This is a genomic window from Geodermatophilus sp. CPCC 205761, from assembly GCF_051383655.1.
GTDB lineage: Bacteria > Actinomycetota > Actinomycetes > Mycobacteriales > Geodermatophilaceae > Geodermatophilus.
In genome coordinates this window covers 36,655-51,374 of record NZ_JALPKQ010000041.1, presented here as the reverse complement: position 1 = coordinate 51,374, position 14,720 = coordinate 36,655, and the positions used below count along the sequence as shown (strand labels likewise).

The window sequence follows — 14,720 nt, the reverse complement described above, 5'->3', positions numbered from 1 at the left end:
CGGCGTAGTACGCGGCGTACAGGCCCGCCGGGCCGGCCCCGACGACGAGCAGGTCGACCTCGATGTCCCGCCCTCCGGCGGTCGGCACGGGGGCCGGGGGCAGGGTGTGGGTGGCCGTCATGTGCCGGCGTCCTCTCGTCGTCGCTCGGAGCCGCGGGTGCGGCGCCGGTCGGGCTCGTGGTGGGGGCGGGGTCAGCCGGCGCCCAGGCGCCCGGTGGTGGCCGCGCCGTCCGCGGCCCGGACGCCGTCGAAGTAGCGGGCCGCGACCTCGGGCGAGGGCGCGACGAACGTCGCCGATGCCTCGACCAGCGGCAGGTCCGGCGCCGCCTCCGTGGTGATCCCGCCGACGGCGGTCGTGCGCCGGCCGTCGACGGCGGACACCCGCCCGGTCAGCCGCAGTGGTGTGTACAGCGGCACCGGGCGCCGGTAGCGCAGCTGGAGGTCGATCGTCATCCCCCAGCGGCCGGCGACGATCGCCGCCTGCCCGAGGACCTGGTCCATGAGCAGCGCCGCGATGCCGCCGTGCAGGTACGTCGGTGGGCCCTCGTACACCCGGCCCAATCGAGGGCGGGCCAGGACGGCGCCGTCGGCGACCTCCCACTGCAGGGGTACGGCCATGCCGTTGCCGGCACCGACGACCGGGTTGAACACCTTGACGTTGCGTGCCATGTCGTCCAGCGGCGAGAGCTCCGTCGGCGGTCGCTGAGCCGAGGCCAGCACGGCGGTCGCCGCCCGGACGCCGACCGCGGCCGCCCTCAGCTCGGCGGCGGTGGCCGTCGTGCAGACCGCGGCCTCCAGCGCCTGCCGGACGGCGTCTCCGAGGTCGGCGACGGCGGCGGGGAGCTCGGGGTCGAGGCCCTCCCGCTCCCCGCTCACGCGGAGCCCAGGCGCGCGGCAAGGTCCCGGAGCACGGCGGCGGCCTCCTCGGCCATCGCGGGCACGAACTCCGCCACGTCGACCAGGTCGGTGATGGCGGAGGCCACCTGGCCGGTGAGGACCAGCCCGTCCCGCACGTCGCCGTCGGTCTGGGCGCGCTGCATCGACTCGATCTTCCAGCGGGTGAGCTCGACGGCGTCGACCTCGCCATCGGAGCCGTGCCCTCGCCCGAGCAACTGCTCCGACGCGGGGTTCCGGAGCCCGCGGCAGGGGCCGTAGACGCCGTCGAAGGCGACGTCGTCGCCCTCCTGGGCGTCCAGGAGCGCCTGCAGGTAGGCCGGGTGCCAGTCGCTGTTCTGGTGGCTGGTGATGAAGCGGGTGCCCATGGCCACGCCGTCAGCGCCCATGGCGAGCGCTGCGGCCAGCCCCCGGCCGTCGCGGGCGCCGCCGGTCAGCAGGACCGGGACGTCGACGGCCTCGGTGACGCTGGGCACGAGCACGAAGGTGTGCACGGCCTTGCTCGGGGCGTGACCACCCATCTCGAAACCCGCAGCGATCACCACGTCCACGCCCGCCTCGGCGGACCGCACGGCCTGCCGGGTGCTGCCGACCTTGTGCTGGTGGACCATCCCGGCGTCCTTGATGCGGGGGATGTAGGCGCCGGGGAAGCCGGCCGAGGTGGTGAGCACGCGCAGCTGCGCGGCCAGCCCCGCATCCGCCTCCCGGGCTGCCAGCACCGTGCGGACGTACACGTCGGTGAAGGGCAGCACCTCGCCCTTCCCGTCGACGCCGACCGGGATGTTCACCGCGAAAGGCCGATCGGTGAGCGCGGCGCACTCCTCGATGTGCTCGCGGAAGGTGCGCGCCCCCGCGTCGAGGTCGACCGGCATCCCGGGCATGCTCACCGTCCCCAGGCCGCCCGCCGCCGAGACGGCGGCCGCCAGCTTGGGCGTCCGGAAGGGCCCCAGCCCCTCCTGGACGATCGGGTGCTCGATGCCCACCAGGTCGGTGTAGCGGTTGCTGATCGGACCCACGGCGCCTCCTCGGTCTCCGGACGTTCTACACGTTCGGAGAGAGGGTACCCACGAGTGTCAACCAAAGACCAGCCGCGAGCAGCCCCGGGAGGTCACCCCACGGCCCCGGTGCCGTGCTCGGCGAGCACTCGCGCAGACCGGGCTCCCCGCCACCGGACACGCAGCCAGCCGACGAGGAGGACGGCGGCCCCGGGGAGCGTCGCCACCAGGGTCATCACGCCGAAGGCGGTGGCGACGGCCGTCCCCGGACCGGCACCCCACCCTGCAGCCGCGAAGACCCAGGCCGCGACACCTTCGCGCGGGCCCCATCCCGCGACGTTGAGGGGCACCGCGGCGGCCAGCAGGACGATCAACGCCAGCGGGAGCAACTGCAGCGGGGGAGCGTGCACCCCGGCGGCGCGCGCAGCGAGGAGGAACGTGCCCAGGAGCCCCCCGACGACGAGGAGCGAGGCGAGCAGGACGGCCGGCCAGGTGGACGGCTGCAGCACCGCCCGGCGGATCTCGGCGGCGGTCCCCCGCAGCGCCCGCCCCAGGCGGGCGCTGCGCCCCGCCACCCCGCGGCCGGTGACCAGCACGGCGGCCCCGGCGGCGGCGCCCGCCAGCGCGACCAGCGGGACCGCCCCCTGCACCGGCGAGGGGAGGGCCAGGAGCACCAGGAGCGCCAGCACCACCTGGACCGCCTGTCCCGCGGCTCGCTCCCAGACGACGGCGCGCACCCCGAGGCCGAGGTCACCGGCGCCGACGCCGTGCCGCACGCCCCGGTGGACGTCTCCGAGCACCCCGCCGGGCAGCGTGCAGTTGAGGAACTGCGAGCGGTAGTAGGCGGCGGTGGCCGCGGGCAGCGCCAGGTCGAGCCCCAGCGCCCGGGCCACGACCCGCCAGCGCCACGCCGAGCAGACCGTCGTGACCGCGCCGATCGCCGTCGCGGCGAGCAGCGTGCCGGGGTCGAGCCCGCGGAGGCCGTCCAGGAACGGGTCCGCCCCCAGCTTCCGGAGGAGGACGGCGAGGAGCACGGCAACGCCCAGCAGGCGTGTCGCCGTCCACGCACGTCGCCTCACGACCGGTCGGCCTCCGTCCGTCTCACCACTCAGTACGGAGCGGCGGCCGCTCCCGTTCAGCACCGACGGCGGACAGCACGGTCCTGATCCGCCGGCCGGTCGTCCGCCAGTCCGGGAGGGTCTCCCGGCGTCGCAGGGCCGCCCGCCGGAGACGGCAGCGCACCTCGGCGTCGGTGAGCCAGCGAGCGAGAGCGGCCGCGAGGGCGTCGCTGTCGTCGGGCGGCACGAGGAGGCCGGGCACGCCGGATGCCGTGCGTCCCACGGCCTCGGGGACTCCGCCGACCTCCGCCGCGATCACCGGCAGGCCGGTGGCCAGCGCCTCGGTGATCGCCATGCCGTACGTCTCCGTCCGCGACGGCACGACGAGCACGTCGGCGCCGCGGTACTCGAGCAGCAGCGCTGCCCCGGTGCGCGGTCCCGGGATCCGCACGCGGTCGGCGATCCCCGCGTCGCCGGCCTGCCGTTGCAGCGACGCGACGAAGAGCGGGTCGCGGTCCAGCGGGCCGACGAGGGTGCAGCGCCAGGGCAGGCCGGCCGTTCGGGCCAGCGCCGCCAGCAGCAGGTCCTGGCCCTTGTGCGGCGCGAGCGCCCCGACGCACAGGAGCCGTCCCCCGCCGGCCGTCCCTGGGCTGGCGGGTGCCGTCCCGGCGCCCGGGTGGGCGACGTGCACGCGGGCAGGTGACAGCGCGTACCGGTCGAGCAGCTGCTCGCGGGTCCAGGCGCTGGTGGTGACGACGGCCCGCGCGGCGGCGAGGACGGCCAGCTCGTCGCGTTCGTCGACGGCGTCGCCGCCGAAGACCATGTGCACCAGGACGACGAGCCGCAGCCGCCCCGACCGCGGCACGAGCACGGTGCGGGCCGCGGAGGCGATCAGTCCGTCGACGAGGACCAGGTCCCCGGCCGGCAGGGCGTCGAGCGACCGCGCCAGGGCGTCCAGCGCTGCGGCGTCGGGTCGCGGCCAGGAGCCCGGAGCGGCGATCTCGACCACGGTCCAGCCGGCGTTCCGGAGGTCGTCGCAGACCTCCCGGTCGTAGCGGTTGCCGCCGCTCACCCGCGCGGGGTCGTCGATCCCGTCCGGGACGACGACGTGGACCCGGTCGACGGCGGGGTGGACCGCGCGGCCGCTCCGGTCGGGCCCGCCCACGGACGCCCTCGTCACCGTGGCGGGCGGGGCACGGTGAAGGCGTCCAGGAACCGGTCGCGGAAGGCGTCCATGCGCCACACCGGAGCGGTCGGGCCCGGCAGCAGCCCGTCCTCCCAGCGCCAGGGAGCGATGCGGTCCAGCACCGCGGGGTCGGAGGCGACCACGGAGACGGGCACGTGGTGGCTGGCGTCGGGGCCGCTGACCGTCGTGGCGGGTTGGTGGTCACCGAGCAGGACGAGGACGAGGTCGTCGTCGCGCAGGTTCACGACCCAGGAGATCAGGGCCTCCAGGGAGTACTCGATGGACTGCCCGTAGAGCCGGCGGAGCGTGTCAGGGTCGCGCAGGGCCTCGTCGGGCGACAACCCCCGCGCGGGCATGGGGTCGAAGACGGTGCCGTCGCCGAGCTGGTCCCAGGGCACCATCGTCGGCAGCGGGGTCCACGGGTGGTGCGAGGAGACGAGGTTGATCTCGGCCATCACGGGAGGGTGCCCGGGGCCGAGTTCGAGCTGCTGGAAGGCCGCCAGCGTGTACTGGTCGGGCATCGGGGCGAAGCTGAACGCGGGGCCCCGGTAGCCGAGGCTGTGCCGGTCGTAGAGCTGGTCGTAGTGGTAGAAGGACGTGCCCTGCGGCCACGGCTGGTCGTTGGCGGGAGCGACGTTGACCGTGCGCCAGCCCGCCTCGCCGAAGGCGGCACTGAGGGTGACCCGGTCGCTGGCCATCAGCTGGTCGTAGCGCGGTTGACTGTCGATCCACAGTCCGGACTGCAGGGTCGAGTGGGCGAGCCAGCTGTAGCCGCCGAAGGTGGGGGAGTCGAGGAAGGCGCTGCGCGCCTCGAGTCCGGCCCGGGCCAGCCGGGTGGTGCCGCTGCGCAGGACGGCGGCGACGCCGGGAGCGACGACGGAGTCCTGCACGGCGACCTGCCCGTAGCTCTCGATGAAGGCCACGACGACGTCCTTGCCCTGCAGGCCGGCCAGCAGCTCCGAAGTGACCCGGCCCGCAGCCGGGTCGACCGACCGGCTGGCCGCCTCGAAGCGCTGCTGGTCCCGCACGGCCTCCTCGACGTCACGGCCGTGCGCGATGGCCAGCCCGGCGGTGCTGGTCGAGGCGACCGGGCCCGCCGGGACGAGTTCCAGCGACAGGGCGGCGCAGACCGCCCACACAACGCCCAGGACGGCGAGTCCGCGAGCCGAGCGGCGGCGGTGCCGGGCGGTCACGCTGCTGACCCGGAGCGTCGACCCGACGACGACCGCGACCACCAGCGCGAGGGCGAGCCCGGCCAGGACGAGGACGACGGTGGCGGCGGTGGCTCCGATCGAGTCGCGCACCACCCCGATCGCCGGTCCGAGGAAGCCCCGGTCGAGCACCGGGTTGAACGGGCGGCCGAGCTGCTCGTGGAAACCCAGGTCGAGGAGCTTGACGATGGTGAGCAGGCCCAGCGCGACCCCGGCCGCCGTCGCCAGGACCCGTCTCGGCCGGGGCGGCAGCAGCAGCCCGATCGCGACCAGGCCCAGTCCCTCCAGCGGGATGCGGGCGAACGCGGCCGGGGTGAGCTGGTCGAGACGGGTCGGAGCGACGAGGACGGCCCAGACGACCGCGGCCGCGACCAGCGCGGTGGTGAGCCGCAGGGCCTGACGGGTGCGCCGGCCGGCGCCGGTGCGGTACAGCCAGACGATGCTGCGGCCGAACGACTCGGCCAGCAGCACCAGCGCGACGCCGACCGCGATCATGCCGACCGGGCGGGGCGGCACCCCGGATGCCGCGGCGGTGAGGACGATGCCCTGCACGGCGGCGACGACCTTGCCCCAGTACCGGGGCGGCAGCGGGGCGGCCAGCCACCGGACCGCCCATCCCGCGACCAGCAGCACGTAGCGGGCGACGCCGATGGCCAGCACCCAGCCGCCGTAGTCCCGGGACACCGCGACGCTCAGCACCAGGATCAGGAAGGCGTCGACCTCGCCGTCGAAGCGGGCTCCCAGCGGTGTGGCGGTTCCCGTGCGTCGCGCCACCTGCCCGTCCACGGTGTCCAGGGCGAGCGCCACGGACGCGAGGAGGACCAGCGCGGGAACGTGCAGCGGCCGGACGAAGGCGTCGGCGACGAGCCCCGCGACCCCGGCGCTCAGCAGCGCCCGGCTCAGGGTGACCCAGTCCGGCGGGAGGATCGCCGGCCGTCCGCTGCGGACCCGAGCGCCGACCAGCAGCGCGGTCGCCCCCCAGCCGGCAGCCAGTCCGGCGACCCAGCCGGCCGGGCCGAGGCCGGCAGTCAGGGCGAGGGCTCCGAGCAGGGCCGGCGTGGCCACGGCCCCGACGATCGCGGCGAGTCGAACCGTACGCACGGCGCCCTCCGCAACGACCTGTCGGTCTCTCGCACTGCACTACGGATCTGCGGTCGCGTCGGTTCAACCGGCGACCACGCTGTTCACGGCACTACCCGGCGACCGGCCCGTGAAGTCGAGCTGATGAGCGATGTACAGCAGCTCGCCGGCGGCCACCTGGCGGCGGCGGACCGCCAGCCAGTCGGCCAGGGCGTCGGGCTCCACCCGGTCGGTCAGCTCATCCTGGATCGTCTGCAGGATGCTCTCCAGGAAGGATGCCTCGCCGTCGGGATACGTGCCGTCCGGGCGCGCGTGCACGACCCAGTCGGACGAGCCCGATGCCAGCGGTGGCGCTCCGGTGGCGCACAGGTGGCCGAAGAGATGGCGACCCGTCCGGCTCTCCCCCGCGGGCCGGCCGTAGCGGACGCGCTCCTCCATGCTGCGGTGGTAGGCGCCCAGGACCTCGTCGTCGCGGGGGTGGTCCGGCTGGAAGATGCTCTCGCCGTCGAAGTTGATCGTGAACCAGTAGACGCCGCCCGGGACCAGCAGCCGGAAGAGCGCGGGCAGGACGGCCGGCACGTCCACGAGATCCAGGAACGCGTTGGCGATCACGACCTCGACCTCCTCCCCGTGCCCGGCCTCGAGGTAGTCGCCCAGCTCGGCTTCCACCAGGCGCACGCGCAGATCGCCCAGGCGCACCCCGTCCGGCAGCGGTTCGGTGGGCAGGCCCCGGGCGGTCGCCCACTCGCCGAGCCACGCGCGGGAATCCCGCAACAGCCGGCGATCGACGTCCAGCAGGGTGTACTCCCCGACGGTCACGACCTGCCACTCCAGCAGGCGGGCCACCATCGTCCCCAGACCGGCGCCGACCTCCAGGACCCGCGCTGGGCCCGGCGGCATCAGGCGGCACAGTTCGGCCAGCACGTGGCGGTTGAGCGCCCGGTCGTCCACGCTCTTCTTCGCCGCCAGGTAGCCGGTGTAGGTGTGGCTCATCGCTTCTCGGCCACCAGCGCGAACTTGCGGACCCGCCCGCAGCCCAGCCAGTCCGTCCACAGCTCGTGGGCCTCGATCAGCTCGGCCAGCGCCTGCGTCCCGATCTGGCGGGCGACCTCGGCCGAGTTCCCGCGCAACGCCTGCACCATCGCCGCCGCCGTCGCGCCATGGGAGGCACTGCACTGCTCCTGCGAGGTCACGGTCAACCCGAACTCGCCCAGCAGTGCCGTCAGCTCCGCCAGCTCGATGAGCCAGACGGTGTCGGCGTCGGGCATCCGGGCCCGTTCTCCCGGGGTGAGCGGCCGGCCCTCCTCGACGGTGAAGGCGAAGCGCCCGCCGGGCTCCAGCACCCGGGCCACCTCACCCACGAGGTCCCGCTTGTCGCGGAACGCGAGCATCGTCTCCAGCAGGAGGACGACCTCGAAGCGGCCGTCCGGCAGCGGCGGGAGGTGCGCCTGCTCGAAGCGGCACGGCAGGTGACCGGCCAGGCCCCGGGCGATGTCGACGGCGCTGTCGGAGTAGTCCAGGCCGAGGTACCGGCAGCCCAGCTCCGCCGCGATCAACCGGCCCGGGCCGCCCACCCCGCAACACAGGTCGAGCACCGACACGCCGGGGCCGACCCCGGCGCGGCGGGCGAGCTGCCGGATCTCGCCGGCCCGCATGAAGCTCTCCTGACCCACGTACTCGCCGGGGGGATAGGCGGCTTCCCTGGCCCGCTGCAGCGCGGCCAGGAACGGAGCGCGCTGGTCCTGTCTCACGGCGCGGCGCCCACGGCGTCGCCCGCCCGGTCGGCACGCGGACGCCGGCCATCGACTCGGTGTGGAGCTGCGCGCATACCGCCTCCGTCACTGCCTGTGCACGAGATCACGGATCGGCGGTGGCAGCGGTTCAGTCGCATCCGGCGGCGGGACCGGCGGATCACGTCGGTGCCTGGCCGAGCAGGGGCAGCACGTGGCCGAGGCCGCGCGGGCCGGTTGCGGCCGGGGGCGGCAGCAGCAGGACGAGGAGCCCGGCGGCAGCTGCCCCGCCGTCGGTCAGCGGGTTGTCGCCGACCATCAGGGTGACCGCTTCCTCGACGCCGAGCTGCGCACAGGCGGTGCGGAAGGTCCGGGGGTCGGGCTTGCAGGTGCCGGTGTCACAGGAGAGCACCACGGCGTCGACCCATCGGTCGAGCCCGAGGAGGGAGAGCGCCGGTCGGAGGTCGAAGCCGGTGTCGCTGAGGATCCCGACCGGGACGCCCCGTTCGTGCAGCCGGCGGAGGGTGGCCGTGGTGTCGGGAAAGGCCTCCCACGACCGGGGGTCGACGGTCAGCTCGTAGAGCGCGCTGCTGAGCCCGGGCGCCAGGTCGTCGGCTCCGCACCGCCGGTAGAGCTCGGTCCAGACGGCGCGGTGACCCTGCGGGGACAGGTCGCGGCCCTTCGCCAGCTCCTCCGGCGTGCCGGCGCCGGCCAGCACCCGGCGCCAGACCGCTGCGGCGGCCGCCGCCTCGACCTGGATCCCGAGTCGCTCGGCGGCGGTGCGGAGCAGTGCGCCGGGCTCGCCGCGCAGCCGGATGAGGGTGTCCCCGGCGTCGAAGAGCACGGCCCGCACCGCCCGGGGTGTCACAGCGCGGCTGTGTAGCCGCCGAACGCAACCGGGTCCTCCCAGACCCGCACGGCCAGCGTCGTCCCGGGCAGCCGGCCGAGCGCCGCGGTCAGCTCGCCGTGCACCCACCGGGCGAACACCTCGACGGTGACCGCCTCCTCGTCCGGCATGAGCAGGTCCAGGTCGGCGCCGTCGAGACGGGCTGCGGTGTCCTGCAGCGCCTGGTTCAGGACGTCGAGGTCGACGACCATGCCGCGCTCGTCGAGGTCGTCCCGGCGGGCGACGACGTCGAGCCTGTAGTCGTGGGAGTGACGTTCGCCCTCCGGCGGCGGCATGCCCGGCATGATGTGGAAGGCGCGCACCTCGACTGCGGTCCCGGTCTCGTACATGGCGCTATGGATAGCGCAGGTCGACGTGGAGGACATCCGGAACGCGGCGGTCCAGTGCGTCGTACGCGGCGGCGGCGTCGTCGAACTCCATCTCGGTCGTGGCCAGGGCCGAGAGGGGGAGGTCCCCGAGCAGTGCGGTGGCCATCTGACGACGGCGGGTGACGTCCCAGCGGTCCGAGAGCGTCGCCGGGATGGTCGACACCTGGCTGCTCCGGATGGTCAGCCGGCGCCGGTGGAACGCCCCGCCCAGGGGCAGGCACACCTCCTGCTGGCCGTACCACGAGCCGACGAGCGCAGTCCCCTCGTGCGCCAGCAGCTGCAGCGCGTCGGCGAGTGCGGTGGGAGCGCCGGAGAGCTCGAGGAGGAGGGGCACCCCGTCGGAGGGGAGCCGGGCCGGGAGCTCCTCCGGTGGCGCGGCGGGGACGCCGAGGGAGTCGGCGATGTCCCGTCGTTCGCGGAGCGGGTCGCTGGCCAGCACGTTCGCCCCGGCCCGCTGGAGGAGCAGCGCGGTGATGAGCCCGACAGCGCCGAGGCCGAGCACGGCCACGGTCTCGTGCGCCACGTGACCGGCGTCGAGGCTCAGCTGCAACCCCGTCTCCACGAGCGGGAACAGCGTCGCCGACCGTGGGTCCGCGCCGGCCGGGAGCACGACGACGTCGTCCTCGGACACCACGAACCGGTCCTGGTGCGGGTGGAACGCGAACACCAGCGTTCCGGGGGAGAGGGAGCCGGTCGAGCTCTCGACCCGGCCCACGCAGCTGTAGCCGTACGGGAACGGGTAGCGGAAGGTGCCGCCCAGCGACCCGATCCGTTCGTCGAGCGGGAGGTCGGGGTCCAGGAGCCCGCGGTAGCAGAGCAGCTCCGTGCCGCTGCTGATCCCCGAGCGCAGGGTGCGGACCAGCAGCTGGCCGGGACCGGGTGGCGGGACCTCGACCGAGGTCGTCCGCACCTGCCGGGGGGCGACGAACACCAGACGGCGAGCCTGCACTGCGGTCGACCTCCGCGTTCTCCGGGCGGCACCTGTCGGCCGCGCGACGGTAGCGTGCGGGCCCGATCCGTGCGAGCGAGGAGTCCGTCGATGACTGCTTCACCGTCAGAGGACGGGACGAGGCCCCGCGAGGTGGCGGTCGCCACCATCCCGACGTCGTACGGCGAGTTCCAGGCACGGGCGTTCGAGAGCCCGTCCGGACACGTGCACCTCGCCCTCGTCTGCGGCGACCTCGGGGACGGCGGATCGGTCCTGACCAGGCTGCACTCGGAGTGCCTCACCGGCGACGCGCTCGGGTCCCTGCGCTGCGACTGCGGCGTGCAGCTGCGGACCGCGCTGCGCACCGTCGCGGCCGAGGGCCGGGGCATCGTGCTGTACCTGAACGGGCACGAGGGCCGCGGCATCGGCCTGGTCAACAAGCTGCGGGCCTACGTCCAGCAGGACGCCGGCGCCGACACCGTCGAGGCCAACCTGCGGCTCGGCCTGGAGGCGGACCTGCGCGACTACGCGGACGCGGCCGCCGTCCTGGAGACCCTCGGCGTCCGGACCGTGCGACTGCTGTCCAACAACCCCGCGAAGCTGCACGGCCTGCGACGCAACGGGATCGCCGTGGAGTCCATCCGACCGCTGCGGACCGCCGCCCACCCGCGCAACCGCGCCTACCTGGAGACGAAACAGGCCCGGTTCGGGCACCTGCGTCCGGGCGGCACCGGGCTCGACGAGCTGCCGGCCGCCCCGGTGGACGTCGCTGATCTCCTCGGGTCGCTGCGCCCGCGTGCCGACCGCCCCCACGTCGTGCTGAAGTACGCCCAGACCCTCGACGGACGGATCGCCACGTACACCGGGGACGCGAAGTGGATCAGCGGCGAGCCGGAACGCCGGGTGGCCCACGCCATGCGGGCGGGCTGCGACGCGGTGCTCGTGGGGGCCGGCACCCTGCTGCAGGACGATCCTCAGCTCACCGTGCGCATGGTCCCCGGCGCGTCGCCGATGCGGGTGGTGCTCGACTCCACCCTGCGCACGCCGCCGACGGCCAAGGTGCTGTCGGACGACGCCGCCACACTGATCCTCTGCCGGCCCGATGCCGACCCGGCCCGCCGCCAGGAGCTGACGGCGGCGGGCGTCGTGGTGCGGGACGTGGCCGCGGGGCCCGACGGGTTGCAGATCGACCAGGTGCTGCACCTGCTGCGCTCGCTCGGGATCGCGTCCCTCCTCGTCGAGGGCGGGGGGCGGGTGATCACGTCCCTGCTCCGTGCCTCCGCCGTCGACCGGGTGGTGGTGTCGGTGTCACCGCGGATCATCGGTGCGGGTGTCGAGGCGGTGGGCCCGCTCGGGACCGCCCGCGTCGCCGAGGGCATCCGGCTGGTCAACCGGTCGGTGCACCTCGCCGGTGACGACATCCTGCTCGGGTTCGACGTCGCCGACGCACCGGCCGCCACCGTCCCCTGAGCGGGTCCGTGCGTCTCGAGATCCGCTCAACCGACTGCAGCGCCGAACCACCGGGGCAGGTGGTCGAGCAGCTCCCTCTGGTCCTCACCGACCCACGCCACGTGACCGTCCGGCCGCACCAGCGCCGCGGCGACGTCGAGTTCCTCGCTGACGTCGACGACGTGGTCGACCCGGTCGGCCCAGCCCGCCACCGAGAGCCGGCCGGTCTGGTCGAGCAGGAGTCCCCGGCCGCCGTGCATGAGCTCGTAGAGGCGCCCCCGCTCCAGCCTCACGTCGCGCAGCCGCCGGCCGAGCAGCTCGTGCGTCTCGCCGAGGTCGTATCGGACGCCGATGGCGGTGTTCTTCTCGACCAGGTACCGGTTGACCTCGTCGATGTCCATCAGCTCCGACAGCAGCCGGCGCACCGCCCGGGGACCCGGTTCGGTGGACAGCAGGTGCATGTGTGCGCGGGTGGTGTCCAGCACCTCGGCGGCCACCGGGTGCCGTTCGGTGTGGTAGCTGTCCAGCAGCCCCTCCGGTGCCCAGCCGTCGACCTCGGCGGCCAGTTTCCAGCCGAGGTTGAAGGCGTCCTGGATCCCGAGGTTGAGCCCCTGCCCGCCGGCCGGCGGGTGGATGTGCGCCGCGTCGCCGGCCAGCAGCACCCGGCCTGCCCGGTAGCGATCGGCCAACCGGGTGGCATCGCCGAACCGGGAGAGCCAGCGCGGTGAGTGCACGCCGAAGTCGGTGCCGGCGAACACCCGCAGCTGCTGCTTGACGTCGTCGAGGGTCGGCGTGACCGAGCGGTCCTCGACCACGCCCTCGGCGGGCACCAGCACGCGGTGCGCTCCCTCCCCGACGGGCGCCAGGCCGAACCGGAGTTCGGTCCTGCGGACCTCGGCCACGACCGCCGCCAGCTCCTCCGGAGGGACTGCCACCTCCATCTCACCCAGCAGCAGCTCGACCGTGGCGGGCTCCCCGGGGAAGGCGATCCCCGCCAGTTTGCGCACCACACTGCGGCCGCCGTCGCAGCCGACGAGGTGGTGCGAGCGCAGCTGCGTGCCGTCGGCCAGCTCGGCGGTCGCCGCGTGGTGGTCCTGGCTCAGCCCGACCACCTCGCAGCCGCGCCGGATCTCGACGCCGACCTCGAGGGCGTGCTCGGTCAACAGGCGCTCGACGACCGGCTGCGGGATGCCGAGGGTGTAGGGGTGCGCCGTGTCCAGCCGGGCCGGAGGCGGCTTGGCGATGCCGGCGAAACCGCCCAGCGGGTGCTTCGTGCCGAGCGCGAGGAACCGCTCCAGCAGACCCCGTTGATCCAGGACCTCGATGCTGCGCACGTGCAGACCGAGCGCGCGGATGGCCTCGGTCGGCTCCGTGTCCTTCTCCAGCACGACCACGTGCACGCCGTGCAGCCGCAACTCGCCGGCCAGCATCAGGCCGGTGGGTCCACCACCGACGACGGTCACGTCGAAGTCCACCGGTGTCTCCCTCCCTCGTCGCTCCGGCCGGGGACTCTGCTGCACAACCAGGGGCTTGCCGCAAGCCCCCGGGTGCGTGCGAACCTGCGGTGGGAGGGACGACGCTGCTCGGGCCCGCAAGAGCGCGGGTCATGGCAGCGGCCCGGAGCTGCGGGATCACTGTCCCGGGACGGTGAGGACCCGGACCAGGTCTCCCGGACGGCGCAGCCGCACCAGCGCGTCCGGCGTATCGGCCAGGCCCACCCGCTCGCTGACCAGGTCCTGCACGGGCAACCGCGGGCCGACCACGTCACTGACGGCGGCCCGGAAGTCGGGGTAGGTGAAGGCGCAGCTGCCGGTGAGGTGCAGCCCGCCGGCCACGAGCCCCAGCAGCTCGACCCGCGCCGTCTCGTCGGTCAGGGCGACTTCGACGCAGGTCCCGCCGGAGGCGAGGACGTCCAGTGACTCGGCGATCGCCCCGGGCGCGGCGGAGCACTCGAGGACGGCGTCGAAGCGGCGGCCGGTGCTCGCGACGTACTCGCGCACCGACGTCTCGCGGGTGTCGAGCACGACGTCGGCGCCGGCGGCCCGCGCGGCCGCCCGTCGTCCCGGCGACCGGCCCGCACCCACGACCAGGCTGACCCCGGCTCCCTTCAGGGCCATGACGGCGTTGAGGCCGATCGTGCCGACCCCGTAGACGAGCGCGGCGTCGCCGGGGCCGACACCGGCGAGGCCCACCGCGTGCGCCGCGACGGCCAGCGGCTCCGCGTGGGCGCCCCACTCCACCGGCACGTCCTCGGGCAGCGGCACGAGCTGGCCGGCCGGGACGGCGGCGAACTGGGCGTAGCCGCCCGGCGCGGTGATCCCGAGGTTCGGCAGGTGGCAGCGGAAGGGCAGCCCGCGGCGACACTCCCGGCAGGTGCCGCAGGAGCCGAGGGGGTTCACCGAGACGGGCTGACCGACCCGCCAGCCGGAGGCCTGGCCACCCACCTCGACGATGCGCCCGCCGAACTCGTGGCCGAGGATCTGCCCCTCCACGGTCAGCCCGCGCTCGACGGCGTGGACGTCCGAGCCGCAGAGCCCGCAGGCGGCCACCTCGACCACCACGCCGTCGGGAGCGGGCACCGGGTCGGGGACCTCGGCGACCTCGGTGCCGCCCGGGACGCAGACGACAGCCTTCACCGTGGCGCCGCCGTCGTCGTCACTCGAGCCGGGCGCGGGCCTTCGCGGCCACGGCGGGCACGGTCAGGCCGTAGTGCTGGTACAGCTCGGCCGGGACGCCGACCGCGAGGTCCTCGTCCGGCAGTGTCACGCTGCCGAGCCGGGCGGTGACACCGGCCCGCCCCACCGCCTCGGCCACCGAAGCGGTCAGCCCGCCGATGGCGTCGTGGTCCTGTGCGGACTCGCATCGAGTCTCCTCCGCTGACGGTGTGACGCCGGCCACCTCCGGTCGTCACCGA

The 14,720-nt window shown here is 74.8% G+C and carries 14 protein-coding genes; 1 reads left to right on the top strand and 13 read right to left on the bottom strand.

Features of this window, described 5'->3' with window-relative positions; translation table 11 throughout:
* Positions 1–192 precede the first annotated feature (192 nt).
* The 10 genes from MY526_RS21005 to MY526_RS20960 form a co-directional block, all read right to left on the bottom strand.
* Complete coding sequence (locus MY526_RS21005; protein WP_436704990.1) at positions 193–876, bottom strand: PaaI family thioesterase; 684 nt, start codon at positions 874–876, stop codon at positions 193–195.
* Positions 873–1,910, bottom strand: coding sequence for an NAD(P)H-dependent flavin oxidoreductase (locus MY526_RS21000; RefSeq protein ID WP_436704989.1), 1,038 nt, complete (start codon positions 1,908–1,910; stop codon positions 873–875). Before MY526_RS21000 ends, MY526_RS21005 begins: the two co-directional genes overlap by 4 nt.
* Before the next feature lie 92 nt (positions 1,911–2,002).
* The gene (locus MY526_RS20995) at positions 2,003–2,968 is read right to left on the bottom strand and encodes a lysylphosphatidylglycerol synthase transmembrane domain-containing protein (protein WP_436704988.1); all 966 of its coding nucleotides are present in this window, start codon (positions 2,966–2,968) and stop codon (positions 2,003–2,005) included.
* 22 nt (positions 2,969–2,990) lie between these two features.
* Positions 2,991–4,112: a glycosyltransferase family 4 protein gene (locus tag MY526_RS20990; protein WP_436704987.1), complete on the bottom strand. Its 1,122-nt coding sequence runs from the start codon at positions 4,110–4,112 to the stop codon at positions 2,991–2,993.
* Positions 4,113–4,123: 11 nt separating this feature from the next.
* Positions 4,124–6,445 carry a CDP-alcohol phosphatidyltransferase family protein gene (locus MY526_RS20985; protein WP_436704986.1) on the bottom strand — a complete coding sequence of 774 codons (2,322 nt, stop codon included), beginning with the start codon at positions 6,443–6,445 and terminating at the stop codon, positions 4,124–4,126.
* Positions 6,446–6,508: 63 nt separating this feature from the next.
* Positions 6,509–7,417: a hypothetical protein gene (locus MY526_RS20980; RefSeq protein WP_436694457.1), complete on the bottom strand. Its 909-nt coding sequence runs from the start codon at positions 7,415–7,417 to the stop codon at positions 6,509–6,511.
* The gene (locus MY526_RS20975) at positions 7,414–8,175 is read right to left on the bottom strand and encodes a class I SAM-dependent methyltransferase (RefSeq protein ID WP_436694458.1); all 762 of its coding nucleotides are present in this window, start codon (positions 8,173–8,175) and stop codon (positions 7,414–7,416) included. Before MY526_RS20975 ends, MY526_RS20980 begins: the two co-directional genes overlap by 4 nt.
* 160 nt (positions 8,176–8,335) lie before the next feature.
* Positions 8,336–9,022: an HAD family hydrolase gene (locus tag MY526_RS20970; RefSeq protein ID WP_436694459.1), complete on the bottom strand. Its 687-nt coding sequence runs from the start codon at positions 9,020–9,022 to the stop codon at positions 8,336–8,338.
* Positions 9,019–9,390, bottom strand: coding sequence for a 6-pyruvoyl trahydropterin synthase family protein (locus MY526_RS20965; protein WP_436694460.1), 372 nt, complete (start codon positions 9,388–9,390; stop codon positions 9,019–9,021). The genes MY526_RS20970 and MY526_RS20965 overlap by 4 nt, the downstream gene beginning before the upstream one ends.
* Positions 9,391–9,394: 4 nt before the next feature.
* Positions 9,395–10,378 (bottom strand): zinc-binding dehydrogenase, encoded by a 984-nt coding sequence (locus MY526_RS20960; RefSeq protein ID WP_436694461.1) that lies wholly within the window; start codon positions 10,376–10,378, stop codon positions 9,395–9,397.
* A 90-nt stretch (positions 10,379–10,468) separates the two neighbouring features.
* Between MY526_RS20960 and ribA the strand changes: the two genes are divergently transcribed.
* Positions 10,469–11,827 (top strand): GTP cyclohydrolase II, encoded by a 1,359-nt coding sequence (gene ribA / locus MY526_RS20955; protein ID WP_436694462.1) that lies wholly within the window; start codon positions 10,469–10,471, stop codon positions 11,825–11,827.
* 26 nt (positions 11,828–11,853) lie between these two features.
* On the opposite strand, the gene rox is transcribed toward ribA, so the two are convergent.
* From rox to MY526_RS20940, 3 genes are all read right to left on the bottom strand, one after another.
* Positions 11,854–13,281, bottom strand: coding sequence for a rifampin monooxygenase (rox, locus tag MY526_RS20950; protein WP_436694463.1), 1,428 nt, complete (start codon positions 13,279–13,281; stop codon positions 11,854–11,856).
* Positions 13,282–13,437: 156 nt separating this feature from the next.
* Positions 13,438–14,442, bottom strand: a complete 1,005-nt coding sequence (locus MY526_RS20945; RefSeq protein WP_436694464.1) for a zinc-dependent alcohol dehydrogenase — start codon at positions 14,440–14,442, stop codon at positions 13,438–13,440.
* Between the two features lie 19 nt (positions 14,443–14,461).
* Positions 14,462–14,704 carry a hypothetical protein gene (locus MY526_RS20940; protein ID WP_436694465.1) on the bottom strand — a complete coding sequence of 81 codons (243 nt, stop codon included), beginning with the start codon at positions 14,702–14,704 and terminating at the stop codon, positions 14,462–14,464.
* Positions 14,705–14,720: the final 16 nt, after the last annotated feature.

Excerpts from the sequence above, each read along its gene's own strand:
- MY526_RS20965 (WP_436694460.1), bottom strand. The coding sequence starts at position 9,390 with ATGTACGAGACCGGGACCGCAGTCGAGGTGCGCGCCTTCCACATCATG.
- MY526_RS20980 (WP_436694457.1), bottom strand. The coding sequence starts at position 7,417 with ATGAGCCACACCTACACCGGCTACCTGGCGGCGAAGAAGAGCGTGGAC.
- ribA (WP_436694462.1), top strand. The coding sequence starts at position 10,469 with ATGACTGCTTCACCGTCAGAGGACGGGACGAGGCCCCGCGAGGTGGCG.